The 26,255-nt window shown below is 61.0% G+C and carries 25 protein-coding genes and 2 tRNA genes; 11 read left to right on the top strand and 16 right to left on the bottom strand.

Annotation, left to right across the window (positions count from 1 at the left end; translation table 11 throughout):
• The first annotated feature begins 3 nt into the window (after positions 1–3).
• The 4 genes from GV829_RS12365 to mazG all read left to right on the top strand — a co-directional run bounded on the left by GV829_RS12365 (position 4) and on the right by mazG (position 3,023).
• Complete coding sequence (locus GV829_RS12365; RefSeq protein WP_169947109.1) at positions 4–780, top strand: TatD family hydrolase; 777 nt, start codon at positions 4–6, stop codon at positions 778–780.
• Entirely contained in the window at positions 777–1,553 is a 777-nt protein-coding gene (locus GV829_RS12360) for an MBL fold metallo-hydrolase (protein WP_169947107.1), read from the top strand. The genes GV829_RS12365 and GV829_RS12360 overlap by 4 nt, the downstream gene beginning before the upstream one ends.
• On the top strand, positions 1,550–2,149 hold the full coding sequence (locus GV829_RS12355; protein ID WP_169947105.1) for a retropepsin-like aspartic protease family protein: 600 nt from the start codon (positions 1,550–1,552) through the stop codon (positions 2,147–2,149). Before GV829_RS12360 ends, GV829_RS12355 begins: the two co-directional genes overlap by 4 nt.
• An 85-nt stretch (positions 2,150–2,234) precedes the next feature.
• Positions 2,235–3,023: a nucleoside triphosphate pyrophosphohydrolase gene (gene mazG, locus GV829_RS12350; RefSeq protein ID WP_169947103.1), complete on the top strand. Its 789-nt coding sequence runs from the start codon at positions 2,235–2,237 to the stop codon at positions 3,021–3,023.
• A 51-nt stretch (positions 3,024–3,074) separates the two neighbouring features.
• Here mazG and hflX read toward each other — a convergent pair whose 3' ends face one another.
• The 7 genes from hflX to dusB form a co-directional block, all read right to left on the bottom strand.
• Positions 3,075–4,442 carry a GTPase HflX gene (gene hflX, locus GV829_RS12345; RefSeq protein WP_169947101.1) on the bottom strand — a complete coding sequence of 456 codons (1,368 nt, stop codon included), beginning with the start codon at positions 4,440–4,442 and terminating at the stop codon, positions 3,075–3,077.
• Positions 4,439–4,936: an RNA chaperone Hfq gene (gene hfq / locus GV829_RS12340; RefSeq protein WP_169947099.1), complete on the bottom strand. Its 498-nt coding sequence runs from the start codon at positions 4,934–4,936 to the stop codon at positions 4,439–4,441. Before hfq ends, hflX begins: the two co-directional genes overlap by 4 nt.
• A gap of 251 nt (positions 4,937–5,187) precedes the next feature.
• Positions 5,188–6,561: a nitrogen assimilation response regulator NtrX gene (ntrX, locus tag GV829_RS12335; RefSeq protein ID WP_169947097.1), complete on the bottom strand. Its 1,374-nt coding sequence runs from the start codon at positions 6,559–6,561 to the stop codon at positions 5,188–5,190.
• Positions 6,561–8,846 (bottom strand): sensor histidine kinase, encoded by a 2,286-nt coding sequence (locus GV829_RS12330; protein ID WP_246202872.1) that lies wholly within the window; start codon positions 8,844–8,846, stop codon positions 6,561–6,563. The genes ntrX and GV829_RS12330 overlap by 1 nt, the downstream gene beginning before the upstream one ends.
• 122 nt (positions 8,847–8,968) lie before the next feature.
• A complete protein-coding gene (locus GV829_RS12325) occupies positions 8,969–10,393 on the bottom strand; it encodes a sigma-54-dependent transcriptional regulator (protein WP_169947095.1) in 1,425 nt (474 codons plus the stop codon).
• Positions 10,390–11,496 (bottom strand): two-component system sensor histidine kinase NtrB, encoded by a 1,107-nt coding sequence (locus GV829_RS12320; RefSeq protein WP_246202871.1) that lies wholly within the window; start codon positions 11,494–11,496, stop codon positions 10,390–10,392. The genes GV829_RS12325 and GV829_RS12320 overlap by 4 nt, the downstream gene beginning before the upstream one ends.
• A 14-nt stretch (positions 11,497–11,510) precedes the next feature.
• Positions 11,511–12,509, bottom strand: coding sequence for a tRNA dihydrouridine synthase DusB (dusB, locus tag GV829_RS12315; RefSeq protein WP_169948331.1), 999 nt, complete (start codon positions 12,507–12,509; stop codon positions 11,511–11,513).
• 137 nt (positions 12,510–12,646) lie between these two features.
• On the opposite strand from dusB, the gene GV829_RS12310 reads away from it, so the two are divergent.
• Both GV829_RS12310 and GV829_RS12305 read left to right on the top strand, forming a co-directional pair.
• Positions 12,647–13,843 (top strand): bifunctional 2-C-methyl-D-erythritol 4-phosphate cytidylyltransferase/2-C-methyl-D-erythritol 2,4-cyclodiphosphate synthase, encoded by a 1,197-nt coding sequence (locus tag GV829_RS12310; protein ID WP_246202870.1) that lies wholly within the window; start codon positions 12,647–12,649, stop codon positions 13,841–13,843.
• Positions 13,840–14,382, top strand: coding sequence for a CinA family protein (locus GV829_RS12305; protein ID WP_169947093.1), 543 nt, complete (start codon positions 13,840–13,842; stop codon positions 14,380–14,382). Before GV829_RS12310 ends, GV829_RS12305 begins: the two co-directional genes overlap by 4 nt.
• Here GV829_RS12305 and GV829_RS12300 read toward each other — a convergent pair.
• Together GV829_RS12300 and lipA are read right to left on the bottom strand one after the other, a co-directional pair.
• Positions 14,316–14,804, bottom strand: coding sequence for a type II toxin-antitoxin system RatA family toxin (locus GV829_RS12300; protein ID WP_169947091.1), 489 nt, complete (start codon positions 14,802–14,804; stop codon positions 14,316–14,318). The two genes, GV829_RS12305 and GV829_RS12300, sit on opposite strands and share 67 nt — an antisense overlap.
• Before the next feature lie 9 nt (positions 14,805–14,813).
• Positions 14,814–15,752 carry a lipoyl synthase gene (lipA, locus tag GV829_RS12295; protein WP_212612126.1) on the bottom strand — a complete coding sequence of 313 codons (939 nt, stop codon included), beginning with the start codon at positions 15,750–15,752 and terminating at the stop codon, positions 14,814–14,816.
• A gap of 65 nt (positions 15,753–15,817) precedes the next feature.
• On the opposite strand from lipA, the gene GV829_RS12290 reads away from it, so the two are divergent.
• Positions 15,818–16,450 (top strand): carbonic anhydrase, encoded by a 633-nt coding sequence (locus tag GV829_RS12290; RefSeq protein WP_169947087.1) that lies wholly within the window; start codon positions 15,818–15,820, stop codon positions 16,448–16,450.
• A 6-nt stretch (positions 16,451–16,456) separates the two neighbouring features.
• Entirely contained in the window at positions 16,457–17,056 is a 600-nt protein-coding gene (locus GV829_RS12285) for a PNPOx family protein (RefSeq protein ID WP_246202869.1), read from the top strand.
• 55 nt (positions 17,057–17,111) lie between these two features.
• Here the strand turns inward: GV829_RS12285 and ettA are convergent, their stop codons facing one another.
• On the bottom strand, positions 17,112–18,791 hold the full coding sequence (ettA, locus tag GV829_RS12280; RefSeq protein ID WP_169947085.1) for an energy-dependent translational throttle protein EttA: 1,680 nt from the start codon (positions 18,789–18,791) through the stop codon (positions 17,112–17,114).
• Between the two features lie 135 nt (positions 18,792–18,926).
• On the opposite strand from ettA, the gene GV829_RS12275 reads away from it, so the two are divergent.
• Positions 18,927–20,312, top strand: coding sequence for a M20/M25/M40 family metallo-hydrolase (locus GV829_RS12275; RefSeq protein WP_425505416.1), 1,386 nt, complete (start codon positions 18,927–18,929; stop codon positions 20,310–20,312).
• On the top strand, positions 20,309–20,599 hold the full coding sequence (locus tag GV829_RS12270) for a hypothetical protein (RefSeq protein WP_169947083.1): 291 nt from the start codon (positions 20,309–20,311) through the stop codon (positions 20,597–20,599). The genes GV829_RS12275 and GV829_RS12270 overlap by 4 nt, the downstream gene beginning before the upstream one ends.
• A 24-nt stretch (positions 20,600–20,623) precedes the next feature.
• Here GV829_RS12270 and GV829_RS12265 read toward each other — a convergent pair whose 3' ends face one another.
• From GV829_RS12265 to GV829_RS12245, 5 genes are all read right to left on the bottom strand, one after another.
• Positions 20,624–20,836: a Flp family type IVb pilin gene (locus GV829_RS12265; RefSeq protein ID WP_343042827.1), complete on the bottom strand. Its 213-nt coding sequence runs from the start codon at positions 20,834–20,836 to the stop codon at positions 20,624–20,626.
• 141 nt (positions 20,837–20,977) lie between these two features.
• Positions 20,978–21,054 (bottom strand) — tRNA-Pro (locus GV829_RS12260).
• A 69-nt stretch (positions 21,055–21,123) separates the two neighbouring features.
• Positions 21,124–21,200, bottom strand: a tRNA-Ile gene (locus GV829_RS12255).
• A gap of 55 nt (positions 21,201–21,255) precedes the next feature.
• Positions 21,256–22,230, bottom strand: a complete 975-nt coding sequence (locus GV829_RS12250) for a polysaccharide deacetylase family protein (protein ID WP_169947081.1) — start codon at positions 22,228–22,230, stop codon at positions 21,256–21,258.
• 60 nt (positions 22,231–22,290) lie between these two features.
• On the bottom strand, positions 22,291–23,910 hold the full coding sequence (locus GV829_RS12245; RefSeq protein ID WP_169947079.1) for a HAMP domain-containing histidine kinase: 1,620 nt from the start codon (positions 23,908–23,910) through the stop codon (positions 22,291–22,293).
• A 262-nt stretch (positions 23,911–24,172) separates the two neighbouring features.
• Here GV829_RS12245 and GV829_RS12240 point away from each other — a divergent pair, with 262 nt between their 5' ends.
• Positions 24,173–24,664 (top strand): Lrp/AsnC family transcriptional regulator, encoded by a 492-nt coding sequence (locus tag GV829_RS12240; RefSeq protein WP_169947077.1) that lies wholly within the window; start codon positions 24,173–24,175, stop codon positions 24,662–24,664.
• Positions 24,665–24,765: 101 nt separating this feature from the next.
• Here GV829_RS12240 and GV829_RS12235 read toward each other — a convergent pair whose 3' ends face one another.
• Positions 24,766–26,076, bottom strand: a complete 1,311-nt coding sequence (locus GV829_RS12235) for a hypothetical protein (protein WP_169947056.1) — start codon at positions 26,074–26,076, stop codon at positions 24,766–24,768.
• Positions 26,077–26,255: the final 179 nt, after the last annotated feature.

The raw sequence follows: 26,255 nt of genomic DNA, 5'->3' as shown, positions 1-26,255 counted from the left end.
TCCATGTTTGTCGATAGCCATTGCCACCTGAACTATGCGGGCCTGATCGAAGATCAGGGGGCTGTGATTGCTCGGGCGCGACAGGCTGGCGTCGAGACGATGCTCAATATTTCCACACGAGCCAGCGAGTGGCAGGCGATTGTTGGCACCGCAGAGCGGCATGATGGCATTTGGGCAAGCATTGGCATCCATCCTCATGAGGCCGATACCCATGAGCATGTCGATACCGAACGGCTGCTGGAGGCGGCCGTGCATGAGAAGGTGGTTGCGATAGGCGAGACCGGTCTCGACTATTATTATGACAAATCGGATCGTGAACGGCAGCGCCGCAGCTTTCGCAGCCACATTGTGGCGGCGCGGGAAAGCGGCTTGCCGTTGATCGTGCACACCCGCGACGCCGAAGAGGATACCTATGAGCTTCTTGCCGACGAGATGGGGAAGGGCGCCTTTAGCGGGGTGATCCACTGCTTTACCGCAAGTCAGGATTTTGCCGAAAAGGCGCTGGGCCTTGGCCTCTACATCTCCCTGTCCGGCATTGTGACCTTCAAAAACGCCAAGGCGCTTCAGCAATCAGCGATAACAGTGCCGGCTGACCGCCTGCTGATAGAGACTGATGCCCCATTCCTGGCACCGGTGCCGCATCGCGGGCAGACTTGCGAGCCAGCGTTTGTCAGCGATACAGCCAGGTTCCTCGCGGAATTGCGTGGTGAGGCTGTCGAGGAACTGGCCGCAACCACAAGTGCCAATTTCCATCGTCTGTTCAGCAAGGCCGCCGCGTGAAAGTGAGGCTGCTGGGTTCGGGCACTTCGTCAGGCGTGCCACGGTTGGGGCCCAATGGCCCGGATTGGGGCAATTGCGATCCCGCTGATCCCCGTAACCGCCGATTGCGCGCGTCGCTCTATGTGGAAAGCGAGACGACACGGATACTGGTCGATACGTCGCCCGATCTGCGGGAGCAATTGTTAGCGGCAGGGGCGCCGCGTATTGATGCTGTCATCTGGACGCATGAACATGCCGACCATTGCCATGGTATCGACGACCTCCGCCAGTTGTTTCAGGCGCAAGGCAAGCCCATCCGTTGCCACGCACGCCCCGATGCGTGGCGCCGCCTGGTCAACCGGTTCAGTTACGCATGGCAAGGCAACGGCGGTTATCCGGCATTACTGACAGGCGAAGCGATGACGGGCGCCCTAACAATCGGCGATATCCGGATCGATTTTGTCGATATGCCTCACGGCGGGATCACCAGTGCGGGGTTGAAATTCAGCCATGCCGGCAAATCGGTCGGCTATGCCACCGATTTTCAGCAGTTTACCCCGCAGATGGTATCCTTGTTCCGTGGGGTCGACATATTTGTGGTCGATGCTTTGCGCCGCAGGCCCCATCCCACCCATCCCAATCTGGCCATGACCCTCGACGGGATCGGTAAATGCGCCCCCGGACGTGCAGTCTTGATGCACATGGACAGTTCGATGGATTATGCCACATTGGCTGCCGAACTGCCGATGGGTGTGGAGCCCGGCTATGACGGGTTGGAAATGGTTACCGGATGATGGGTGTGGTTGGACCAGAGTTGGTTTGGGCGATCATCATGCTGGTGCTTGTTGCCAGTTCGATCTGGTCACACCGCATGCCGATCGGTCAGTTTCTTCGCTATTCGCTGATTTGGGCTGCTCTATTCGTTGGCATCTATGGACTTGTTTTGTTCCGAAGCGAACTGGGAGAGTTCTGGGTACGCGCCAAGGTTGATCTCTTGGGAGACACGACACCGGAAGTGGTTGGCAGCGCTACCCGCATCCGCCAATCATCCGACGGGCATTTTCGGGTGAGTGCCACAATCGACGGACGCACTTTCGAGTTTCTGATCGATAGCGGTGCCACATCATCCTTTTTGAGCACAGCGGCAGCGGCCGAGCTGGGATTGGCTGTGAGGCGGGACAGGCCGGGGCTGGTGTTTCAGACCGCCAATGGGCCAATCAACGCCTGGCCGGTGGACGTGGGAACAATTCGCGCGGGATCGATCGAGATGCGCGACATGCGGATGATGGTCAGCGATGGGGACAATAGCGTCAACATTCTGGGAATGGACTGGCTAAATCGCTTGGCTGGCTGGCGGGTCGAACAGGGAATCATGACCGTTGAGCCGTGATGCAGAGGCTCAGTTAGAGCGGCAATCCACTCTTCCACCCCTTGCCATCATTTAACATAATATATATTATCGGATTTATCGGCCAATGCCCCTGACACCCCCCTCTTTGCCCTATTCCGTGGAATCGCTGGTGCAGATCCTTGCCGACCTTCGCAATCCGGATGGCGGCTGCCCCTGGGACCTTGAACAGGACTTTGCGAGTATTGCGCCCTATACGATCGAGGAAGCGCATGAAGTAGCCGATGCGATAGTGCGTGGCGACATGGCAGAACTTCGCGGCGAGTTGGGTGACCTGTTGTTGCAGGTGATCTATCACAGCCGCATGGCGGAGGAAGCCGGGCATTTTACCTTCGCGGATGTCATTGCCGACATTTGCGCGAAGATGGTCCGTCGCCATCCGCATGTCTATGGCGACGCGATCAATCCAGGAGCCGAGGGGCAGCCAGCCCATTGGGAAGCGATCAAGGCGGCAGAACGTGGCAAGGAAGGCCAAAAGGGCGCGCTGGATGGTGTTGCCTTGGGCCTGCCCGCCCTGCTCCGCGCCTACAAGTTGCAGAAGCGCGCCAGCCGCGTTGGCTTTGACTGGCCCGATGCATCCGGTCCACGGGCCAAAATTGACGAGGAACTGGCCGAATGCGCTCTGGCTGCGGATGACCCTGACGCCCTGCATGACGAGATGGGCGATGTGCTGTTTTCCATGGTCAATTGGGCCCGTCATCTGGGTGTCGACCCGGAAGCTGCGTTGCGGGACGCGAATCGCAAATTCGAAAGGCGTTTCCGTTCAGTCGAAGAAATGTCTGACAAGCCATTGAATGATATGCATATAGATGAACTGGAGTCGCTCTGGCGGCGCGCCAAGCTGGCCGATCGGTGAATGTGGGGCCATTTCCTCGCAACAGGTGACCCGACAGCCACGTTCCTACGGTCATACCCGGCTGGGATCCGGCTGTTCTGCCAACATCTGCGACAACCGGCCGTTGTTGGCAGCTGACAGAGACAGGTGCAGGTGCAGCCTCCCCTCTTCATCGCTGCGTTCACTGTGGACCACCGCGTTGCGATGGAGCCAGGCGCGCGTTTTTCCATCTGCAGAGGGGATGACAAGGTGGCGCTGGACCTCGCTGCCGCCCAAGGCATCGGTCAGGCGCAGCAGGAGCTGATCAATCCCTTCGCCGGTCAAGGCGGAGAGCAAGATGGCCCCTTCGCGATGGGCCTGGCCCTCGGCATCGGAACGGGCGTCACCGGTGAGTCGGTCAATCTTGTTATGGACTTCGATGATTGGCGGGCCGGCATCGGTCGGTGTTTCCTCCCCTGCCCGGTCAAAGGCACGTGGCCCTATGCCAAGGTCACCCAGGACATCGAGCACATCGTCGCGCTGAGCCTCGCTGTCCGGGTGGCTGATATCGCGGACGTGGAGAAGCAGGTCGGCTGATTCCACCTCTTCCAGCGTGGCACGGAAAGCCGCGACGAGTTGGGTCGGCAGGTCGGAAATGAAACCGACCGTATCGGACAGGATGACCTTGCCCAACCCGTCCACCGGTATTTGCCGCATGGTCGGGTCCAGCGTGGCAAACAAGAGGTCCTCAGCCATGACAGCTGATGCAGCCAGCCGGTTGAACAGCGTTGATTTCCCGGCATTGGTATAGCCGACGAGAGCGACCACCGGCCATGGTGCGCGCTTGCGACGTTCACGATGCAGGGCGCGTGTACGCCGAACATCCTCCAGGCTTTTGCGCAGCCGCGCCATGCGGTCGCGGATCATTCGCCGGTCAGCCTCGATTTGCGTTTCGCCGGGTCCGCCCAGAAAGCCGAAGCCGCCGCGCTGCCGTTCAAGGTGAGTCCAGCTGCGCACCAGCCGTCCCTGCTGATAATCGAGATGGGCCAGTTCGACCTGAAGCCGGCCTTCGGCGGTCGCCGCGCGCTCACCGAAGATTTCGAGGATCAGCGCCGTTCGGTCGATCACCTTGGCCTTGAGCGCGGTTTCAAGGTTGCGCTGTTGCACCGGCGTCAACGCACCATCGACGATGACCAGTTCACAGTCATTATCCTCGACCATATGGCCGAAAGCTTCCACCTGCCCCGAGCCAAGCAGGGTGGCGGGATGCACCTTGCGCACAGTGACCACATGGGAAACCACCACATCAAGGCCGATGGCGAGTGCAAGGCCCCTCGCCTCCTCGATACGCGGTTCGCGGTCACGGCGCTGAACGCGGCCATGCGCAGCCGGCAGTTCGGGAAGGAGTATGGCGGTGCGCGCGCCGCGCGTTACCTCCTCACGGTCAGCGGAAAAGCTCAACCGTCGATGGCCTCTCCGTCCTCGTCCTGCACATTCAGGTTGATGGCGCCGCTGGGTTGCACGGTCGAGATCGCATGCTTGTACACCAGCTGCGCGGAACGATCCCTTTCGAGCATGACACAAAAGAGATCATAGGCACCGATCTCGCCCTGGAGCATCACGCCATTGACGAGGAACATCGTGACCGGCTGGCCGGACTTTTGAACCGCGGAGAGAAATACTTCCTGCAACAATTTGGACTTGGCGCCGCCTTCACCAAAGGCCTCATGGACAGGTGCCGCATCAAATCCCGGGCCGGGCATGATGGTGGAAATGGCATGCTTGTAAACCAGCTGTGACTGGCCATCGCGGCGAAGCAGGACCGAGAAATTGTCAAACCAGGTGATGATGCCCTGGAGCTTGACACCCTTGACCAGGAACATGGTCACCGGGGTTTTGGTACGCCGCAACTGATTGAGAAAGATATCCTGGAGGTTATTGGCTTTATTGCTCATTTATCTGCCCTCTTATTGGCAGCGCCGGGATTGCACGCTGCGATCGGCTGCGGTTTTCCGTCATACCGTTGTCAGCCCGACTTAGTTATCGACGGGACTGCACTAGAAGATAGCAGCTTTACGGCGTTACGCAATTGGTTGAATGGACAGGATTGTGTCCGCTGATTGCGTGCCAGTCCGCGGTCATCGCGTTGGCGTTGGCCTCTCCCATCGGATGCCATGCGACCGACGCCAGCAGTCCCTGCCCTCACCTATTCGAGGCGATCGTCTGTCAGTCCAAGCAGCTTCAATTTGCGGTGAAGGGCCGATCGTTCCATGCCGATGAAGCTGGCTGTGCGTGAGACGTTGCCGGCAAATCTGCGGATCTGTACGCGCAGATACTCGCGCTCAAAGGCTTCGCGGGCTTCACGCAAAGACGCTCCCATCAGCATGGTTGTGGTCCGACCGCCATCCTGTTCCTGCCCCAGGACCTCGGGCGGCAACATGTCAATTTCGATACAGGCAAGCCGTGCCTGCGGCGCCAGGATCATCACCCGCTCCATCACGTTGCGCAACTGGCGGACGTTGCCGGGCCAATTGCAGGCTTGCAGGGCGGCCATGGCGTCGGACGAAATCTCCGGGCTGGGAACCCGCCTTTCCGCTGCCAGTCGCTCAAGGAAATGGCGGGCAAGGACGGCTATGTCTGCGCGGCGCTCGGCCAGTGGTGGCAAGTGCACAGGCACGACGTTGAGCCGGTAGAACAGGTCTTCGCGAAAGCGCTTGGCCGCCATTTCCTCTTCAAGATTGCGGGCCGAGCCGGATACGATGCGTACATCAACCTTGACCTGACGGGTTCCGCCGACCCGGCTAAAGCTCTGGTCGGTCAGCACGCGCAGGATCTTTCCCTGCGTGGTCAGCGGCATATCCGCAATCTCGTCAAGAAACAGCGTGCCACCATGCGCGCGTTCGAGCAGACCAGGAACCGCCGAGCCATCATCGCGTTCGCTGCCGAACAATTCGGCTTCCACCGTTTCGGGCTCCATGCTGGCAGATGCAACGACAACAAAGGGTGCCTGCGCGCGGCCGCTCCAATTATGCAACAGGCGGGCGGCAACTTCCTTGCCCACGCCCGAGGGTCCTGAAATCAGAACCCGGCTACCGGTCGAGGCGACCCGCTTCAATGTGGCGCGCACATTGTTGATCGCCGGGGAAACGCCATGCAGCTCGTCGGTTTGGCCCAACTGGGCCTTGAGCAGCATATTTTCCTGTCGCAGGCGCTCCGTTTCTGTCGCTCGGCCGACCAGATAGAGCAGGCGCTCAGCCTCGAACGGCTTTTCTATGAAATCGGTCGCACCACGGCGGATCGCGGCCACCGCGGTATCGAGATTGCCATGCCCGGAGATAACCAGCACCGGTATGGTGGCGTCGCGCCGCTTGATTTCGTCGAGCAGGTCAAGTCCGTCCAGGCGAGACCCTTCAAGCCAGACGTCGAGCAGGACCAGAGAGGGCCGGCGCTCACTCAGGGCAGCCAGTGCTTCGTCGCTATTGGCAGCAGTTCGCGTGGTAAAGCCTTCGTCCTCCATGACTCCGGCAACGAGCTCGCGAATGTCCATTTCGTCATCGACGACCAATATGTCGAGCGCCATTATGCGTCCTTTCCTTTGGTCCGCAGCGATTGTGCGGTTCCGTCTTCCGCGCCGAGACGGTCCAGCTGCTCAGGAGAAAGTGTAACAGTAACGATGGTGCCGCCGCCGGGTCGATCATCAAAGGCGAGCTCTCCAGCATGCTCTTCGATGATCTTCTTGACGATGGCGAGACCCAGCCCGGAGCCACCTTCACGCGTAGTGACATAAGGTTCGACAATGGTGTGTCGTTCGGCTGGCAGGCCGACGCCATTGTCCGTAAAGGTGACCAACAAGCTGTTGCCTGAGTCTGATGACGCGATTTTCGTGATAATTTCGCCGTTCGGTTTACCGCTTCTTTCAATCGCCTCCACGGCATTCTTGACAATATTTGTGAATGCCTGGGCCAGCAGCCGACGGTCACAGACGAGCATGGGCAACTGGTCAGGCAGATCCACGGTAAAGCTGATTTCCGGCTTTGCTACCTCTTGCAGGAAGACGCTCTGGCGCAGAACATCGCCCAGATTTTCCGCGCGGAACATTGGCTTGGGCATGCGGGCGAAGCTTGAAAATTCATCGACCATCCGGCGCAAATCGCCCACCTGCCTGACAATGGTGGACGTGAGTTTGCGGAACGTTTCCTCATCCTGAGCGATTGTCTTGCCAAAGCGCCGCTGGAGCCGTTCCGCCGCAAGCTGGATAGGGGTCAGGGGATTCTTGATTTCATGGGCGACGCGTCGCGCCACGTCGGACCATGCCGCTCGCCGCTGATCGTAGAGTTGCTGGGTAATGTCCTCGAAAGTGAGCACTTGCCCATGTTCATCGCTGACCACCTTGGCTGCCCAGGTGCGGGCGTCACCGTCGACAGAAATGGCCATCACCGGCTCATGTCCGCCCGCGTCGATCCAATCGTCGAGATCCGGTGCTACGTCGGTCAAAGGCATGCCGACAAGCGATGTGGCCTCGCGGCGGAGCATTCGCGCGGCAGAGGCGTTGACCAGCCTTATGCGACGTTGCTCGTCGAGCGATATGACGCCGGATGCAACCGCGGACAGGACGGCCTCGATGAAGGCGCGGCGGTTTTCTATCTGCTCGTTGGCGTCGAGCAGGTCGCGGGTCTGTTCGCCCAGCCTTTCAGTCATCTGGTTGAAAGCGCCGGCGAGCATGGCGATCTCGTCTGGCCTCCCCCTCGGCGACCGGACCCTGGTTTCCAGATTGCCGGCCGAGATGCGTTGGGCTGCCGTGACCAGTTCGTCGATCGGCTTTACGATGCGGTCGGCGACAATGATCGCCACCGCGATGACCAGACCCACGAGCACCAGCGAACCAAGGTAGAGGGCGAGGATGAAGCGGAACTGGAGATCGCGCGAGCGGTCGAACAACGCATTGTAGTCAGCAAAGACCGAACGGGCACGGCGCACCGATTCCAGGCCAAGCAGGCTGGAGCCACGCGCGGCATAGAGGAAGATCGGCCGTTCAGGCAGCAGCCGGACGGCGGCCTCTACCCCGTCACCTGTTTCACCGGCGACAAGTTGCTCGCCACGCATCAGGCGGCGGATGGTGGCAGGCGGCAGGCGGGTTTCGGCAGCGCGATTGTCCGGATCAATCAAGGCAGCAGTCCGGGGAATGCCATCTGGACCAATCTCGATGATGGCCGATTCACTGAGCTCGCGAACCACCACCTGCTGGACATAGAAGTCGTAGAACTGGTCGCTTTCGATGTTCGACCGGGCGAGCTCGTTACGCAGGTCGGTGGCCATGGCGAGGGCGTTGGCGCCGACGTCCCGCTTTTCATTTTCGAAGAAATTCTGGGCCACACTGACCGCATTTTCAAACATGCCGCGCGAGCGTTCCGAGAACCAGAAATCCATACCGGATTGGAACAGGAAGGAGGCGAAGATGACCACCATCATCGTCGGCGCTGCGGCGGTGACCGAAAAGAGCGCGACGAGCCGGGTGTGCAGGCGCGCTTCACCCCCTCCCCGCGCCTTGGCCCGGCGGCGGGCAATGCGGCGACCCAGCAAGACAAGCAGGGCCATCGCCGGCAACAGGTTGACGACCAACAATGATGCCACCGTGAGCGGGGAGAGCAGCGACTGATGGCCCAGATTGGGGATGATGAAGGCGGTGGCGATGCCGGTCAGCGCCAGCAGCAGAAGAACCAGCGGTTCGGCCCAATATGTCCAGTGACGGGGTGTTATGCCGGGGTCGCCCGGCAATGACGTCATGCCGTCATCCGCATCCGGCCATGAGGCACCGGTGACTGCGGCGCCTTCTGTGGCTTCAACAGGTGTGGATTCGGCAGTCATTGTTGCAACGCTACCGCATATCTGTTGCGTGCAAAACACAGTTTCTGTGCCATCGCGGCAACAGTGTGGTATTTCATCGTATGGTAGGGGCGGTTCAACGGCGGTGACCCTGCTCCGCCGGTTCAGCCACCTTTGCGTTTGAGGCGCAGTGTGTTGCGGTTGATACCCAGGATCGCCGCAGCCTTGAGCTGATTGCCGCCGGTCTGTTCCAGAATGGCCTCAATGGCAACCTGTTCCACAAGGCTGACCAGGCGCCCATGCAGATCGCCATTCTCTGCCGCCTCATGGGCTGGCCCGCTGTCCAGCCACAGCCGTACGGCTGTGACAAGGGCATCGGAGGGATCAACCACCGCGAGATCAGCGCCGCCGGCGCCACTTCCCTGCCCGAGCAGGCGCACGACATCCTCCTTGCCGATGCGTTCTCCGCGGGTCAGCAGGGCCAGGCGCTGCATGGCATTGCCCAGTTCGCGAACGTTGCCCGGCCAGTCATGAGCGCTGAGCGCCGCCAATGCATCCCGCGAGATGGATTTGCGCGGCAGGCCTACACCTGCCCCTTGCGCAAGGAAATGATCGGCCAGCAGGGCAATGTCGCTGCGCCGGTCACGCAAGGCAGGCAAGGCAATGGGAATGACGTTGAGCCGGTAATAGAGATCCTCGCGGAAACGTCCGCTGGCAACCAGGGCCATCAGATCCTGATTGGTCGCAGCAATGATGCGGACATCGGCCCGCAGGACGCGCGATGAACCGACCGGGGAAAAATCCCCCGATTGCAGGACCCGGAGCAAACGGGTCTGGGCTTCGATCGGCATATCGCCAATTTCGTCAAGGAACAGGGTACCCCCTTCGGCCTGTTCAAACCTGCCGCTGGTGCGCGCCATCGCACCGGTAAAAGCGCCCTTTTCGTGGCCGAACAGTTCGGATTCGATCAGGTCACGCGGGATAGCGGCCATGTTCACCGCGACAAAGGGCCGGGTGCGGCGACGGCTGCTGTGATGGATTGCCTGCGCCACCAATTCCTTGCCCGTGCCCGATTCCCCAAGGATGAGGACGGAAAGGTCGGTGGGGGCAACCCGTGCCAATGTCCGATAGACATGCTGCATCGACGCCGCGCGACCGATGATCGGCAGACCGGAGAGATTGGCCTCCCCTTCCCCCGCCCGCTCACTGTCATCGCCGCGGCGCAGCGCAGCCCGCAAGGCTTCGACAAGTTCATCAAGGTCGAATGGCTTGGGCAGATAGTCAAATGCGCCCTCTTCGGACGCGCGAACCGCCGTATCGAGTGTGTTCTGGGCCGACAGGACGATGACCGGCGGCAGGCGTTCCCCGGCGTCACGCAGTTCGCGCAGCCCGGCAAGCCCGTTACCATCAGGTAGGATGACATCGGTGACGATGGCGTCGTAGCGGCTCGCGGTCAGCGCTGCGTCCCGCGCTGCAAGATTGTCCACCGCGTCCAGTTGCGCCCCTTCGGATTCGAGGGCGACGCGGATCACGGTGGCAATGGCATTGTCATCCTCAACAAGCAGGATGTGCGCGCCCGACATGCTCATTCATTGCTCTCCGCTGGCGGATCGACGGCCACTGGCAGGTGCAGGCGGAAGCGGGTCCATCCAGCGGTACGGTCATGCTGGACGACACCGCCCATGTCACGGACCAGCTTGTCGACCAGAGCCAGACCAAGTCCCTGCCCGTCCTTTTTGCCGGTGACAAAGGGATCAAACAGGGCATCGACAAGATGGTCAGGAACGCCAGGGCCATTATCGGCTACCATGATTTCAACCGGCAGGGGCTGATGTCCCCGACCATCACCCGCGTCCCATGAAAGGCCATGGCGATAAGCGGTGGCGATGCGAATTTGCAGTTTGGAGATATCGCTCGCTGCTTCGCACGCATTCTTGATCAGGTTTATGAGGATCTGGACCAAGGCGTCATGATTGCCGAGCACCCGTGGCAGCGAGGGGTCGAATTCCTCGATGAACCGGGCGCCATTGGCAAAGCCCTGGGCGGCAATCCCGCGCGACTGGCCAATAGCTGGATAGATGTTGATCGACGTGCGGCTGAGCGCCTGATCGCGGGTGAAGCCCTGCATTGAATCGATCAGACCGGCAATGCGGTCCACTTCCCCGCAGATCAGGCGTGAAAGGGCCGATGCGTTGGCATCGCTGCCCTTGCCCAGCAATTGGGCCGCGCCGCGGATACCCGAAAGCGGGTTCTTGATTTCATGCGCCAGCATCGCGGCCGCGGCTCCGGCCGAGCGGGCGGCTGATCCCGGACGGCGGAAAGGCATCCTGCCGCCCTTCGGCACCGGGTGAATGGCCATGACTCGCCATCCGCCCGCCGGATTGATGGGGCCAAGGGCGATGTCGGCAAACAGGTTGGAGTCGGCGTGAATGGACAGTTCGACCGAATAGGCCCAGACGCTTTTGCCGGGTTCGGCCAGCATCCGGGACAGCCCCTCTCCTTCGCGCCAGATGATTACCGAACCGGCCGGCCGGTCAATCAGGGCTGCACGCGCGCGATTGAACAGTGCCTCGGCAGCCTGATTGGCTTCGACAATCGTGCCCTGGCCGTCGATAAGCAACGTGGCCACCGGGTGCGCCTGAAGCAGGTCGCTCATCGCCGGCTGATGGGCAGCGTCTTTGCTGTCGGCCACCGGCTTGATCACTCTCAGGCAGCCTGTCGCGCGAGATAGGGTTCATAGAATCGCGCCAGAGCATCAAGCACGTCGCGGGCATCGGGAATCTGGTTCACCTTGTTCCTGAAGTCCGCCGAGCCATGCAGCCCGCGCGTGTACCAGCTGAGATGTTTGCGGGCGATAGGCACCGCAGTGCGCTCTCCGTAATGATCAATCATTGCCCGATAATGTTCGACGATCAGGGCATATTGTTCATCAATGCCGGGGTCGGCCGGCGTTTCACCGGTCTGAAGCGCGCGCATGACCTGACCCAGCAGCCAGGGGCGACCATAGCAGCCGCGACCGATCATCACGCCATCGGCACCACTCTGTTCCAGTGCGGTGCGGGCGTCCTCGACCGAGCAAATATCACCATTGACGATGACCGGGACGGAAACCGCCTGCTTTACCTTGGAGACAAAGGCCCAGTCGGCCTCGCCGCGGTACATCTGGTTGCGGGTTCGGCCATGGACGGTGATCATTTTTGCGCCCAGATCCTCGGCAATGCGGGCGAGCTCGGGGGCGTTGAGGCTGCTGTGATCCCAGCCCATTCGCATCTTGACAGTAACCGGCACAGATACGGCCTTCACCGTCGCCTTTATCAGGCTGGCGGCCAGCGGAAGGTCCCGCATCAGCGCCGATCCGGCGTCGCCGTTGACCACTTTCTTGACCGGACAGCCCATGTTGATGTCGATGATGGCGGCGCCGCGATCTTCGTTGAGCCTGGCTGCTTCTGCCATGGCGGTCGGGCTGCATCCGGCCAGTTGCATCGACACCGGATCTTCGCTGGCATGCCAGGCGGCCTTTTGCAGGGATTGGCGCGTTTCGCGGATCATCGCTTCACTGGCGATCATTTCCGTAACATTGAGGCCTGACCCATAGCGACGGACGAGTGTTCGAAAGGGCATGTCGGTGACGCCCGTCATCGGCGCGAGAATGACCGGCACATCGATGGTCACCGGACCAATGGAGATGGGGGACAAAGGGGCCATGCGTGTCATCGTCGTCGAATTGCCTGAAAAACAGGCAGAGCCGTAAAGCTTTATGCCGCGCTGCACAAGACAAAGTCTGGGGGTCCCCCAAGGCAAGGCTTTCACTGTTGCGCTGGTCAGGGTAGAGGCGCGGGCTCATGATGCAGCAAAACTCCTTTCATGCAGTGATTGTCGCCGGTGGCCGTGGGGAACGAGCCGGCTTGTCGGTGCCCAAGCAATATGCGTTGCTGGGTGGCAAGGCCGTTGTGCGCTGGAGTGCCGAGGCCATGCTGTCGCACCCCCTGTGTGCCGGGTTGACCATTGTCATTCCGCCGGGAGATGAAGCGCGAGCGATGGCCGAGGCCGCCTTGTCCGGCCTTACGCTTTGCTGGGCGACCGGTGGCGACAGCCGGCAGGCTTCGGTTGCAGCGGGTCTGGCAGGGCTCGACGAGGAACTGGCCGGGTTGGTGCTGGTTCATGACGCCGCCCGCCCCGGTCTGGACAGCGCGACGATTGACCGCCTGTTGACCGCCTTTGCCGATGCGACTGTCGATGGCGCGGTGCCCGTGCTGCCGGTTGCGGATACGTTGGCACTGTGTGGCCCGGATCTGGGCGATGTAGTGGATCGATCGGCGCTGGTGCGTGTTCAGACACCACAGGCTTTCCGATTGACGGCCCTTCGCGCTGCCCATGCCGGGTGGCAGGGTGCGTCGGCGAGTGATGATGCGCAAATGATCCGGGCTTTGGGAAGGGCCGTGGCAATGGTTGAAGGCCGGCGCGAGCTGGAAAAAGTGACCCATCAGGGTGATCTGGAGCAGGTCGAGGCGATGCTTTGCCCTGCCCCGCGCGCCGGACAGTGGCGCACGGCGGTCGGCATGGGTTTTGATGTGCACAGGCTCATTGATGGGGATGGTGTCTGGCTGGGCGGCCTGTTGATCCCCCATGACCGCAAGCTTGAGGGGCACAGCGATGCCGACGTGCTGTTACATGCGATCACCGACGCTGTGCTCGGCGGGATTGGCGATGGTGACATCGGGCAGCATTTCCCGCCCAGTGACCCGCAGTGGCGCGGGGCATCTTCGGACCGGTTTCTTGCGCATGCCTGTGAGTTGGTGGCTGCCTGTGGCGGGCGCATCGAGCATGTTGACGCAACAGTGATGTGCGAAGCGCCCAAAGTCGGCCCCCACCGACAAGCAATTCGTGAGCGTATTGCCGCAATCATGGGCTTGCCTGTTGCGCGGGTGAGCATAAAGGCGACCACGACCGAGCGACTCGGCTTTACCGGGCGGGGCGAAGGGATTGCGGCGCAGGCTGTGGTTACGGTGCGGCTGCCCGATGGTGGAGATAATCAATGAACTGCACTGTGCTCGCCGATGCTGATGGCGCTCTCAATGCGTTGGCGCAGCGCGTGATTGTGGAAAATCGTGCAGCGGGCCGGCACATTGCTCTGGCGGAAAGCTGCACCGGCGGGATGATAGCGACGGCTCTTACCGATGTTGCGGGTAGCTCGGATGTGCTGCTGGCCGGCTTTGTCACCTATGCCGACGAGGCCAAGCAGCGACTGTTGGGTGTCAGCCCGGAGATCATCGAAACATTCGGTTCTGTGTCCGTGGCCTGTGCATGGGCGATGGCCACGGGTGCGGTGGACAGAGGCAATGCCGACATAGCGGTAGCGGTGTCCGGCATCGCCGGTCCCGGCGGTGGCAGTGCCGCCAAACCGGTAGGCACGGTGGTTTTTTCACGGGTGCTGAAAGGGCAATCGCCCGATGAAGCCTATGCGGTCAAAATGCAGTTCGATCCATCCGGCGGGCGCAGTGGCATTCGCCGTCAGGCTGCGCTGTTCGCGCTCGAACTGTTGTTGCCGGAAAGCGACTCGCTCCGGTCCTGCGCGTAAAGCTGTTCGGCGCGCTCCTCGAACGCGGCGATCATCTTGCGCAGCGCCTTGTCGAAGACCTGACCTGCAAGCTTTTCGAACAAGGTGGAGCGAAAGGCAAAATCAACGGTGAAATCGACGATGCAGCCGCCCTGCCCGTCGCTGCGGAACTGCCAATCATTATAGAGATGCTTGAGCGGGCCATCGAGATAATCGACATGAATCCGGTTCGGCCGCTGCTTGTGAACCCTGGAGGTGAATTTCTCCCGCAGGCCCTTGAAGCCGACAAGCAGGTCGGCGATCATTTCTGTTTCGCTGTTGCTGCGCACGCGTACACCGGCGACCCACGGCAGAAACTCGCCATAGCGGGCGACATCGGCCACCATCTCGAACATTTGTTCGGGTGACCAGGGTAGATGCCGGATCTCGTGGTGGCGCGGCACAGTCGTGCCTCAGCCGCGCGCCAGCTTGGCGTCCCGGGCCGCCTTCATCTGGGCAAAATCCTCCCCGGCATGATAGCTTGAACGGGTCAGGGGCGATGAAGCAACCTGAAGGAAGCCTTTGGCGCGGGCGATCTGGGCATAGGCATCGAAGGCCGACGGCGTGACGAACTCGATCACCTTGGCGTGGCGCGGCGTCGGCTGCAGATATTGGCCCATGGTCAGGAAATCGATGTCGGCCGAGCGCATGTCGTCCATCACCTGATGCACCTCCATTCGTTCTTCGCCGAGCCCGAGCATGATGCCCGATTTCGTGAAGATAGAGGGATCAAGCCGCTTGACCGTTTCGAGCAGACGCAGCGAGGCATAATAGCGGGCACCGGGCCGGATCGTCGGATAGAGGCGCGGCACCGTCTCCAGATTATGATTGTAGACATCGGGCCTGGCAGCGATGATCGCCTCGATTGCCGACAATGGCTTGTTACGGAAGTCCGGCGTGAGGATCTCGATGGTTGTCTTTGGCGCGCGGCGGCGCAACGCTTCGATCACCTTGACGAATTGACCGGCGCCCCCGTCCGGCAGGTCATCACGGTCAACCGAGGTGATGACGATATGTTCAAGGCCCATGGTCTCGGCAACCGTGGCGACATGCTCCGGTTCGAGCGGATCGACCGCGCGCGGCATCCCCGTCTTGACGTTGCAAAAGGCGCAGGCGCGGGTGCAGGTATCGCCGAGGATCATCACCGTCGCGTGCTTCTTGGTCCAGCACTCGCCAATATTGGGGCATGCCGCTTCTTCACATACGGTCGCGAGGTTGAGATCACGCATCAGCCGTCGGGTTTCATTGAACCCAGCGCTGGTAGGGGCCTTCACGCGGATCCAGTCAGGCTTGCGGACCCGTTCCGGGCGGGGAGCGGCGGGGGCGGGCGATAGGGGATCTGCTTCGGCCATGGCGGCGCCCTTAGCAACCATCCCCGCCATTGTCATCCCCGACCCGATGGTCTAGCAGCCCGTCCATGCCTGAATTTGCTGCCTTGGTCGACGGTTACCGTCGCTTTCGCTCTTCCTCCTACACGGCGCAAAAGGAACGCTATGACGCCCTGTCGAGTGAAGGACAGGCGCCTCCGGTGATGATCGTTTCCTGCTGCGACAGCCGGGTCGACCCGGCGACGGTGTTTGACACGGTGCCGGGACAGGTGTTTGCCCTGCGCAACGTCGCCAATCTGGTTCCGCCTTACGAAACCGGGGGCGGGCTGCATGGCGCATCTGCCGCGATAGAATTTGGCGTGGTGGGCCTGGGTGTGCGGCATATCGTCGTGCTGGGTCACGGACAGTGCGGCGGCATCAAGGCTGCCCTTCAAGGGGGCGATCTCGGCACGCCGGGACACAGTTTCATTGACGACTGGATGGGCATTGTCAGCGAAGCGCGTGACCATGTGCTGGCCCATCAGCATGAGCATGACGACCTGCAACTGGCGCTGGAACATGAGGCGATCAAGGTCAGTCTCTCCAATTTGCGGAGTTTTCCATTTATCGCCGAGCGTGAGCGTGAAGGCGTGCTGAAGCTGCATGGCGCCTGGTTCGCCATTGCCTCGGGCCAACTGCACGTGCTTGACGAGACCTGCGGCCAGTTCTCCCCAGTGAGCTGACCCGCGGTGCTCGGCGATGATCTGGCATCCATTATCCGGTCAGGCTGGGACCTGCTGGAACAGGGCGCTTCCAACCGCCGTTCGATGATGCACACACCTGTGGTCGCGTCCATTGATCAGCATGGTTTACCTGACCAGCGGGTCATGGTGCTGCGAGAAGCCGATCGTGATCGCCGGCTGCTGCGTTTCCACACCGATATCCGATCACCCAAGGTGGACCAGATAGGTGATGGCGCCCCTGTGCACATCCTCGCCTACGAAGCTGATGCGCGGGTGCAGTTGCGGATGAGCGGCCTTGGCCGAGTGGTCAGCGATGGTCCCGAAGCTGATGCGGCTTGGGCTGAGAGCAGTCTGTTTGCCCGTCGCTGTTATCTGGCGGAGCAAGGGCCGGGTTCGCAAAGCGGTGTGCCTACATCCGGACTGCCCACGCAAGTGGAGGGGCGCAAGCCGAGCGAGGATCAGGTGGCGCCGGGTCGAACGAACTTCGCCGTGTTGATGGTACGCATTGATTGCATGGACTGGTTCAGCCTGGCCCAGGCCGGTCACCGCCGAGCGCTGGTCGAATGGGAAGGCGGCGTGCCGCACGGTCGCTGGCTGGTTCCCTGACGGACAAAGGGGCACGGCATTGCTGCCATGCCCACTGTCTTGCGGTCCGCAATGGTCAGCGCGTCAGGCGCTTGTAGGTCGAGCGGTTCGGCTTGAGCGCATCTTCGCCGAGGCGACGAAGCTTGTCCTCTTCATAGCTCTCGAAATTGCCTTCGAACCATTCGACATGGCCGTCGCCTTCAAAAGCCAGGATGTGGGTGGCGAGACGGTCGAGGAAGAAGCGGTCGTGGCTGATGACCACGGCACAGCCGGCAAAGCTTTCCAAAGCTTCTTCGAGGGCCGCCAGCGTTTCGGTGTCGAGATCGTTGGTCGGTTCGTCAAGCAGCAGGACGTTGCCACCCTGTTTGAGCATCTTTGCCATGTGGACGCGGTTGCGCTCACCGCCTGACAGCAGGCCGACCTTCTTCTGCTGGTCGCCGCCCTTGAAATTGAAGGCCCCGACATAGGCGCGTGTCTGCATCTCGTGCTTGCCGATGGTCATCAGATCATGGCCGCCCGAGATTTCCTCCCAGACATTCTTGTTGGGGTCGAGATCATCACGGCTTTGGTCAACGAAACCGAGCTTGACGGTCGGGCCAATGTCGATGCTGCCGCTGTCGGGCTTTTCCTTGCCGGTGATCATCTTGAACAGTGTCGACTTGCCGGCACCGTTGGGGCCGATGACGCCGACTATGCCGCCGGGCGGCAGCATGAACGACAAGTCGTTGATGAGGACCTTGTCACCATAGGCCTTGGACAGGTTGTTGACCTCGATCACCTTGCCGCCAAGCCGTTCCGGGATCTGAATGAGGATCTGTGCCTTGCCGGGCGTGCGGTTTTCCTGCTTCTCGACCAGTTCGTCGAACGCACGGATACGCGCCTTTGACTTGGCTTGCCGCGCTTTGGGCGACTGGCGGATCCACTCGAGTTCGTCGCGGATAGCCTTCTGCCGACCCTGCTCCTCGCGCGATTCTTGCTCGAGGCGCTTGGCCTTCTTTTCGAGGTAGGTCGAATAGTTGCCCTCATAGGGGAAGTAGCGGCCACGATCGAGTTCGAGAATCCAGTTCACCACATTGTCGAGGAAGTAGCGGTCGTGGGTGATAAGAAGGACGTTGCCCGGATAATCGACCAGATGCTTTTCCAGCCATGCGACCGACTCGGCATCGAGGTGGTTGGTTGGTTCGTCAAGCAGCAGGATGTCGGGCTTTTCCAGCAGCAGGCGGGTCAGTGCGATACGACGCTTTTCACCACCGGACAGGTCGGTCACCGGCCAGTCGCCCGGCGGGCAGTTGAGCGCCTCCATGGCGATCTCAAGCTGGTTGTCGAGGGTCCAGCCATCGACCGCGTCGATCTTTTCCTGGAGTGTGCCCATTTCCTCCATCAGAGCGTCAAAATCGACGTCTTCGGGGGGATCGGCCATCAGGGCGGAAATTTCGTTGAAACGATCAACCAGGTCCGCGACCGGGCGGACGCCATCCATGACATTTTCCTTGACCGTCTTGGACGGGTCAAGCTCCGGCTCCTGGGCCAGATAGCCAACGCTGATCCCCTCACCTGCCCATGCCTCGCCGGTGAATTCGGTATCGATGCCGGCCATGATCTTCATGAGCGTCGATTTGCCGGTGCCGTTCGGACCGACAATGCCAATCTTGGCATCGGGATAGAATTGCAGGTTGATGTTGGAAAGGACGGGTTTGGGGGCGCCGGGGAAGGTCTTGGTCATCCCCTTCATCACGAAGCTGTACTGGGCGGCCATGGGGAAAGTCTCCGTCAAATTCTGTTGCGTGCGCCGCGCCTTTCAAGCGCAAGGCGGCTCGCTGGCGCGGTTAGCCGAGGGGGCGGCGATTGGCAATGATTGGCAAAGGCTGATCAGGCGGTTATCGACACTCCCATGAAACAGCACCCTTCCCTGATCGCCGCGCCGCTGGTGGCGCTGTCCTTTTGCCTTTCCATGCCGATAGCTGCCCAAACCCTGCCGGATGATGCGTCTTTGGCAGTTGCGCGTGATGCAGCCTTGCAGGACCGCGTTGCGCTTGACTTTGTGGAGGATCTTACCACCGAGGTAGGGCAGCGTCAGGGCGGTACTGAGGCGGAAGCCAGGGCGCGCACATGGTCCGTCGCCAGGCTCCGTTCCATGGGTTTTGCCAATGTCCGCAGCGAAGAATTCCAGATGCCAACGTGGGTGCGAGGCGAAGAGACGGCCGAGCTGATCGCCCCATATCCCCATCGACTTGCCATAACTGCTTTGGGTAACAGCGGGGCCACACCTGCCGGTGGCCTGACTGGCGAGGTCGTCGGGTTTGCTGATCTTGCCGCCTTTGACGCTGCGCCCGACAGCGCCGTGCGCGGCAAAATTGTGTACATCGGTCATACCATGCAGCCGACACAGGACGGATCCAGCTATGGTGCCTTTGGTCCGGTGCGATTTGTTGGTCCCGATCGTGCGGCCCGGCGCGGGGTTGCTGCTCTGGTGATCCGGTCGATCGGCACGGACAGTCATCGCAACCCGCATACCGGCAACACCAATTTTGGCGAAGGCGTGACGCCGATTCCGGCGGGCGCCATTTCCAATCCCGATGCGGATAATCTGGAACGGGTGCTCGAACGGGCCAGTGGCCCGGTGCGAATGCACCTGACTTTGACGCCACGCAATCTGGGTCAGCAAACGTCGGGCAATGTCATTGGCGAGATTGTCGGGTCTGATCCGTCGGCACCCATGGTGATCATTGCCTGTCATCTCGACAGTTGGGATCTGGGCACTGGCGCAATCGATGATGCGGCCGGATGCGGCATTGTTGCAGCGGCCGCGAAACGCGTTGCCGACATGGGGCAACCGCGCCGGACAATACGGGTGCTGTTTGCCGGGGCGGAGGAAGTCGGCATCCACGGAGGGCGTGCCTATTTCGAGCGGCATGGCGCCGAGCGGCACTTCGTCGCGATGGAATCGGATTTCGGCGCAGATCGGGTCTGGCGGGTCGATTCAGGCCTACCGGTCACCCATGCTGCTTTGAGCGACCGGATTGCCCGCGCGCTTGCTCCGCTCGGAATCGGACGCGGCAGTGGCCGTGCCTCAGGAGGGGCAGATGTCGGTCCTCTGGTGCAGGCGGGGGTCCCTGCCGTTGATCTCCAACAGGACGGCACCGATTATTTCAATCTGCACCACACGCCTGATGACACATTCGACAAGATCAAACCCGACGCTTTGGCCCAGAATGTCGCAGCCTGGACGGTGACGCTGGCGTTGCTGGCCAACAGCAGCGACGCGGTCGCGCCATGATCAGCCTGCCTGCCATGCGCCATGCGGCGCTGTCGCTTGCCATGAGTCTGGTTTTGGCTGGATGTACGTCGGAGGTGGCCAATGAGGGAGCCGCCGATCCATCCAAACTGTCCGAGGAGCTGGAACGCCGCGCTGAGGAGATTGAGGAAAAGGCCGACATGGCAGCCGAGGCTGCCGAACGAGAGGCTGCGGCCGAGCTCGAATCGCTGAGGGCAGAAGCGGCAGAAGACGAAGCGGGTGCCACTGGCGAGGCAGACCGCACAGGTTCACCCGACGATTCGAACTGATCAGTTGGCTTCGGCAATCAGGCGTCAGTTTTTGCCAACCGAACCGCCGTCCTGAGTAGGGTCAATGCCGTTGGACATCTCCGCGTTGACACTGTCCATGTTCGACGAGACGTCATTGCCCAGCTGTGTCCAGGCCAAGATGCTCGCCACGGCGATCAACGTAGCGATGAGCGCGTATTCAACGGCTGTTGCACCGTTTTGTTCGGTGAGAAAGCGACGACCCACGAGTGTTTTCACCTTGTTCGATGGTCGACGGCATAGACCTGACATCGTTAACAAATTATTCCGCATGATGCTTCATCAACGCCGGCATCAGCGTTCAGCCCAGGGGCGATTTGACCGACAAGGGGGCGGATCGGGCAGCGAAAAAGAAACAAGTGGTCGGGGAGACAGGATTCGAACCTGCGACCCTCTGCTCCCAAAGCAGATGCGCTACCAGGCTGCGCTACTCCCCGACGCCGGGTGCCTTAGGCGCAGCGTCGCTGCGACGCAATGGGCAGTGAGAGATTTCATCATCATGGCATTGGTGGGCCCGGCAGGACTCGAACCCGCAACCAAGCCGTTATGAGCGGCCTGCTCTAACCAATTGAGCTACAGGCCCCACCTATTGCGCCGCCGCGATAGCGGAGGCGGGAAAGAGTTGGCAAGCGGTCGATTCAGACTTTCACACCACTGGCAGACAAAATCTCGCCAAGACTGGCGGGGAGGATGCCGCGACGCGCACAATGGTCAAACACCTTGTCAAACCAGGCATAGAAAGTGCGCAGGTCTTTGCCATCCCGGACATAGGGCGTGTTGCCAATCGCCAGCGATGGTGAATGGAACGACATGGACAGGAGCCTGATGCCCTGATCAAGCGCGGCATCAATGGCCTGACACGCCTTGTCGGCCGGAATGCCCTCCGGAGTCAGCGGTACACGTTCGACCAGGCCGAGTCGGGCCAATATGGACTTGAGCGTGGGAAGTTGGCCAATGCGCCCGTAGAGCTGCCGTCCGCACCAGTTTGCGCGCCCGACAAAAAGGCTGGTCAGCGGCAGTTCGACGATGCGGTTGTCAGGCCCGGTGCGCCAGGGGTGCTGATCGCTCCAGCGGTAGTCGGGTCCTCCGTCCGAGCGATAGTCGAACAGGCTGCGGACCGAGCTGTCACACACAAACCCTTCCTCGGCGAGAATCCTCAAGCTGTTCCGGCCAATTCCATAGCGCCCGGCCCGATAGGCCAGCGGACGAACACCCAGACGTGCGACCATGCTGTCACGGACATGACGGAGCTTTGCCCTTTCCACGGATTCGGGAAGGTTGCCGGCATAGCTGTTCGGCCGGCTGACGACTTCTTCAAAAGGTGGTGTCACCCAAGGATGGAGATGCACACCAAAGTCAGCGGTGCCGTCGGCAATGAAGCGACGGAAAAGGTCGACGGCCTCGTCACTGTCGATGACGGGTTGATCAACATAATAGAGCGGCGTGACCCCGGCCGATTCGAAGAAGCGCTGGCCTTCACCGATGGCAGGGACCGATGAGGTGCCGTGACCGGTGCGGGACAGGGTGCCGCTCCATTCAAACTCTTCCTCGGTGTCCACCGAAACCGAGAAGCGAGTCCCAAAGCTGTAAGGAAATTCTATTCTGGAGTGCATTTACCTAGCCTGCCGGCCCATCCGGCCTGAATTCCGCCTGCCGTTGGTGCCCGAATGGGCTCAGACAGCAGATTCGATTCGATCAGGCTGTTCTTTTACAAGCGGAAGGTTGAGAATGAATTGACCCTGGTTACGCTGGAGGGACCCTCCATACATGGTTGCCAGCCTGTCGATCAGGCGAAGGGTGAATTCGATTCCAATGACTCCTTGGTGGTCGTCGGTGCCCGGATCGACCAGTGAACGCCGGGCGATGGCATCCAGTTCCTCGGACGATGGCACATCGAGGATGACCGAGGCAAAGCCCTGCCCATTGTCCTGAACAACCCTGCCGACGAGTTGGGCTTGTTCACCCAGATGATGGGCGAGCGAGGATATGAAACGCGAGACCAGACGCCGTGCGTCACTTTCCGGCATGGCGACGGTCAGTTCCTCCATGCCCTGTATCTCAACCGTGCTGTTTCGCGCAGCAAGGTAAGAGGAAAGTTGCGACAAGGCCGCATGAACCGACGGGACAATGTCGCTCTCGCCCTCCCCGGCTGTCACATTGCCCATGTCGAGTCGGGCCGCCACGTCAAAATCATCAAATGTGCCAGCGAGTTGCGCTGCGTCGCCGACGATCGAGCGGGCAAGCGCCCGGTAATGATGCGCGACCGGACCAAAAAACTGACCTTCGATCAATTCGGCGAACCCGTTGATGGCGTTGAGCGGTGAACGCAATTCGTGGACCATCTGCCGCATGCCTTCGGCGACGCGGCGCGGTGGCGGGGCCTTCACGGCATCCTCTTCGCCCGGGTTTGCTACATCCTGGGCATGGATCAATGCCCGGGAAACGCTGTCGGCAATTTCCGCAATCGGACGCCGCAATGTACCGCTATAGCCCTGGAAACGGCCAGAGGCGCGGTCAAATGATGGGTCTGCATCTATCAGCCAGTGGCCACTGTTGAGCCCTTCCCCCGTCAGCCACAGTCTGCCGGACCGGATTGGTGCCCGCTTGCTGAACGCCCGAGCGACGCCCGCATCAAAGCCGGATTCCGTGGCCCGCGCGGGCTCGGCCAGGCTCAGGCCCACAAAGGAGCTGCGTTGGGCGCCCGCAACCGCGCGAATGTGCCCCTCGGCATCGCTGCGCAGCCTGATCTCATCCGCCATGACCGCTGGCGTGCTCGAGTCATTGGCTGGTGGAGCGGTACCATCGTTCCCGGCCCGGCTCGTACGATAGGCTTCGATCCGGCGAACCAGACTGGCAATGTCGCTCTGCGGATTGAGGGCGATGGCTGCGTCCGAGGGTCCGGTTTGCTCCAAAGATTCAGGGTGTCCGTCCAACTGCTGGACCGATTGGCTGTCAGTCACATGCAATGGTGCACCAAGGGCAAAGTCAGTGCTGCCAAAGGCTTCGAGTGCTCGTGTGATCGAAGCCGGCATGTCGTCCCGGCCACGCAGACGGCTTCGGCCCAGCGGCCCCAGATCGGGCAGGATGGCAAGCCATTGGTCTTCATCCAAAATTGCGCGATCTAGAAAGGCGACAGCGACCGCTGGCGCTTCATGCGCAAGAAAGACCGCCAGGGAGGCGCAACGACAACGGGCGGCAACGGCTCTGGCCGATATCAGACGGGTTTCGACAGGAACCTGATCACGCAACATCGCCAGCGCCGACAGGCCGCGCGCGACCGCTGCCTCCGTCATTACGTGGCCAGATTGCGCAAGCATATCAATCATCTGGCGCCATATGGCAGCGCGGCCCTGGGTCGTTCCGGGGTCAAAGCGCAGCACGGTTGCCAGTCTGTCGTCGAACCGCACTGAGACTCCCCTGTGATTAGCTGTCATCAATTATCGTGAACGGGCGGTTTGCGATAGATGCCCTGCACAATGCGGCCCAATGTGGGACAATTGCATTGTGCCGAAATTTTATTATGAATCCATCGGCTAGGCTGACCGGAAATTATGCATGTCTGTAACCAAATTTGACCAGATCGATATTCATATCCTGCGGGAGTTGCAGGAAGACGGGCGCATGACCAATGTTGATCTGGCCCAACGTGTCGGACTGACGGCACCGCCCTGCTTGCGACGAGTGCGTTCGCTTGAAGAATCGGGCGTTATCCGCGCCTATCATGCTGAATTGGATGCAGCACAGTTGGGTTTCGGAATCACCGTATTTGCGATGGTCAGTCTCCGCAGTCAGGCGGAAAGCGATCTGGAGGCGTTTGAGGCCCATGTCGCGGCGCTGCCGGAAGTGCGTGAATGTTATATGCTCAACGGCGAAATTGACTTCATTCTCAAGATCGTAGCCAAGGACCTTCAGAGTTTTCAAAGGTTTCTGACGTCCCGCCTGACGTCGGCACCGAACGTCTCCAGCGTCAAGACGTCGCTGACAATCCGCCGGTCAAAACATGTGGTAGGCGTGCCCGTCGAAGTCGGACTGGGCGGCGTCGGTTAATCATCGACCGGCACGCAACGCGCTAGATTGGCCAGGCCACCTGCAAAAAGGGGTCTGGCACGCAGTGCGCGCCGGACCCTTTCCCTTTTCTGTTCGGTGGCTTAGCTGGCAGCAGGAGTCGGCTCGGCCGCAGCAGGCGCTGCTGGAGCAGCGGCAGCCATCTTTGCCCGCGTCAACGTGATCCACATGCGCGCGAGCGGGCTGCGCAATGCGGATTGGACCCGCTGGAAAGACTCTATGGCCCCCGCATGATTGCCGGCCTGATAGCGGGCTATGCCGATCCGGGTATGGAGCAGATCGGCATCAGCGCCGTTTTTGGTCAGTGCGGCCGTGTACAGCTCCTCAGCGCGCGCATTGTTGTGATAGCCCAGATTGGCATCGCCGGCGACGGTTGCGAGCCGCGCTTCCGGTGAAGCCAGCGCACGCCGCTCCAGTCCCGGCAGCGAACTGCGGTCCTCGGCGAGCTTTGGCTCCTGTGTATCGGCAATGCTGTTGAAGGTGGCGTCCGTGGCCGCAACCGCACCGGAAGCGCGGGCTGCCCGGATGACCTCCAAGGCTTCAAATGGCAGGCCTTCTTCGGCGAGGTTTTGGACATGTTCCAGATAGATCCGGCGGTCATTCGCCGCTTCACCGGCAATGACGAAACGGAGTGTGTCAATATTCAGGTTGCGGTTTTCAGCAGGAACCACCCGCAGATAGACCAAGGCAGCCGTCCGATAATTGAAGGCAGTGGGCCAGGCTTCCATGCGGTCGAGCAGCAGGGCCGAGAGATCGGCGTCCCGGTCGGCTTCCTGCAACGACCGCGCCATCAGGCTGTAGATCGTTTCGGGCGCGGGGCGACCTGCAGCCTTTTCGGCGGCAATCAAAGCAGCACCGGCCGCAAGGCCTTCACTCGTCTGTCCCGACCGGAACATCGCGTCGATGTGCAGAGTCTGCGTTTCAATGGTCGCATTGCCCAAAGCCACAGCTTGCGCCAGCCGTGACGTCGCCTTGGCATAGTCCCCGGAATTGTACGCGAGTTGCCCCCCCGCAACGAGCAGGCGTGGCCGGTCAGCTTCCGGAGCGCCATTGGAATCGATCATCGCATCGATCGAGACAAGTTGGCGCGCGGCATTGCGCGTGCCCGATGCGATGCGGAATTCGGTCTGGGCCGCGAGAAACTGCTCATAAGGCGTAGCCGCAGCGGCCTTGAGTGCCGGCAAGGTTGCATCAGCAGTGGCCCAATCCTGAGCTACGATCGCGGTGTTCACCGGAGCAAAGGCAGTGCCAAAGGCGCGACTGACGGTAGGGGCAGCCGGAGCGGCAGGCTCACCACCGCGATTGCGACGCTGTGCATCGGCGCTGGTGCTGGCCAGTCCGGCAAGCGACGCCGTAATTGTCAGTGCTGCAACGAGTTTTGCAACCTTGCGCATGTACTTCTCTCCTTGCGTGCCCAGAGGAGGCACTGAAACCCATTTGGCCTGTCACGGGCTGTGCAGACTGACCCGCGCCATAATCCCATGGCACCGATTATGCCAGCACAACCGCACCTAATGGCCGTGAAAGGGCTTCATTGCGTCGACCGCATGAATGGGGATTGAATTGGCTGTTC

The organism is Sphingomonas lacunae (genome assembly GCF_012979535.1).
Taxonomy (GTDB): Bacteria; Pseudomonadota; Alphaproteobacteria; order Sphingomonadales; family Sphingomonadaceae; genus Sphingopyxis; species Sphingopyxis lacunae.
This window is presented reverse-complemented; position numbering and strand designations above follow the sequence as displayed.

Excerpts from the sequence above, each read along its gene's own strand:
- mazG (WP_169947103.1), top strand. The coding sequence starts at position 2,235 with ATGCCCCTGACACCCCCCTCTTTGCCCTATTCCGTGGAATCGCTGGTG.
- GV829_RS12270 (WP_169947083.1), top strand. The coding sequence starts at position 20,309 with ATGATCAGCCTGCCTGCCATGCGCCATGCGGCGCTGTCGCTTGCCATG.
- GV829_RS12290 (WP_169947087.1), top strand. The coding sequence starts at position 15,818 with ATGCCTGAATTTGCTGCCTTGGTCGACGGTTACCGTCGCTTTCGCTCT.
- ntrX (WP_169947097.1), bottom strand. The coding sequence starts at position 6,561 with ATGGCGCTCGACATATTGGTCGTCGATGACGAAATGGACATTCGCGAG.
- GV829_RS12240 (WP_169947077.1), top strand. The coding sequence starts at position 24,173 with ATGTCTGTAACCAAATTTGACCAGATCGATATTCATATCCTGCGGGAG.
- GV829_RS12355 (WP_169947105.1), top strand. The coding sequence starts at position 1,550 with ATGATGGGTGTGGTTGGACCAGAGTTGGTTTGGGCGATCATCATGCTG.
- GV829_RS12275 (WP_425505416.1), top strand. The coding sequence starts at position 18,927 with ATGAAACAGCACCCTTCCCTGATCGCCGCGCCGCTGGTGGCGCTGTCC.
- GV829_RS12330 (WP_246202872.1), bottom strand. The coding sequence starts at position 8,846 with ATGACTGCCGAATCCACACCTGTTGAAGCCACAGAAGGCGCCGCAGTC.
- dusB (WP_169948331.1), bottom strand. The coding sequence starts at position 12,509 with ATGGCCCCTTTGTCCCCCATCTCCATTGGTCCGGTGACCATCGATGTG.
- GV829_RS12235 (WP_169947056.1), bottom strand. The coding sequence starts at position 26,076 with ATGCGCAAGGTTGCAAAACTCGTTGCAGCACTGACAATTACGGCGTCG.
- GV829_RS12365 (WP_169947109.1), top strand. The coding sequence starts at position 4 with ATGTTTGTCGATAGCCATTGCCACCTGAACTATGCGGGCCTGATCGAA.
- lipA (WP_212612126.1), bottom strand. The coding sequence starts at position 15,752 with ATGGCCGAAGCAGATCCCCTATCGCCCGCCCCCGCCGCTCCCCGCCCG.
- GV829_RS12305 (WP_169947093.1), top strand. The coding sequence starts at position 13,840 with ATGAACTGCACTGTGCTCGCCGATGCTGATGGCGCTCTCAATGCGTTG.
- GV829_RS12310 (WP_246202870.1), top strand. The coding sequence starts at position 12,647 with ATGATGCAGCAAAACTCCTTTCATGCAGTGATTGTCGCCGGTGGCCGT.
- hfq (WP_169947099.1), bottom strand. The coding sequence starts at position 4,936 with ATGAGCAATAAAGCCAATAACCTCCAGGATATCTTTCTCAATCAGTTG.
- ettA (WP_169947085.1), bottom strand. The coding sequence starts at position 18,791 with ATGGCCGCCCAGTACAGCTTCGTGATGAAGGGGATGACCAAGACCTTC.
- GV829_RS12245 (WP_169947079.1), bottom strand. The coding sequence starts at position 23,910 with ATGACGGAGGCAGCGGTCGCGCGCGGCCTGTCGGCGCTGGCGATGTTG.
- GV829_RS12250 (WP_169947081.1), bottom strand. The coding sequence starts at position 22,230 with ATGCACTCCAGAATAGAATTTCCTTACAGCTTTGGGACTCGCTTCTCG.
- GV829_RS12325 (WP_169947095.1), bottom strand. The coding sequence starts at position 10,393 with ATGAGCATGTCGGGCGCGCACATCCTGCTTGTTGAGGATGACAATGCC.